Below are 579 nucleotides of genomic sequence, written 5' to 3' on the forward strand. Positions count from 1 at the left end.
AGTTGATGTAGCCGATGTTTCGCCTGAGCAGCTCGGCGTTAGTCTTGTTGGTCTCGCCGAGATCCTCGACTATCGAAAGCATCTGGTCTTTAAGTTTTGCGGCCTCGTCGGCCGTTTGTTTATCAAAGTCTTTAAGTATCGTTGAGAGCTGGGGGACTGGTTGGGGTATGCTGTCAGTTCCTACTTGTAATAGGGTAAGCCGTTTTCTCTCCAGGTCACGAACACCCTGCATCATCTGCTCCGTCGCCTTGACTAGGTCTGAAAGCTCCTCAATATTTCCGCTGACGATCAGCTCTTGCTCTTTCTTCGATAAATTCAGCAATTCCTGGTACGACTCTTTTTCGCTTTTTAAGACATCTAGTAAAGCGTTGGCATCAATGTTCAATTTTCTCACCCTCAAGCTAGTTTTAGACCGTTTTGTCTACAACCGCGCGATGGATGATCTTTTCAGCTACATCCTTGCTGGCAACGTTATATTTGCCGGCCTCTATCTTGCTTTTCAGTTCATCCACCAGGTCGCTTCGCGTGTCAGGAAGCTTCTCGTAGGCCTCTTTGGCCTTCACGACTTCCTGGCTGCGG

The 579-nt window shown here is 48.4% G+C and carries 2 protein-coding genes; both read right to left on the reverse strand.

Going from position 1 to position 579, the window contains the following annotated elements:
* Window positions 1-385: flagellar protein FlgN (locus tag COY37_RS10010; RefSeq protein ID WP_286977444.1), on the reverse strand; the 385-nt coding region annotated here is incomplete at its 3' end.
* 22 nt (window positions 386-407) lie between these two features.
* Window positions 408-563, reverse strand: a complete 156-nt coding sequence (locus COY37_RS11995; protein WP_353683022.1) for a flagellar biosynthesis anti-sigma factor FlgM — start codon at window positions 561-563, stop codon at window positions 408-410.
* Window positions 564-579 lie beyond the last annotated feature (16 nt).

The sequence above is a fragment of the Candidatus Aquicultor secundus genome (genome assembly GCF_002791875.1).
GTDB classification, from domain to species: domain Bacteria; phylum Actinomycetota; class Aquicultoria; order Aquicultorales; family Aquicultoraceae; genus Aquicultor_A; species Aquicultor_A secundus.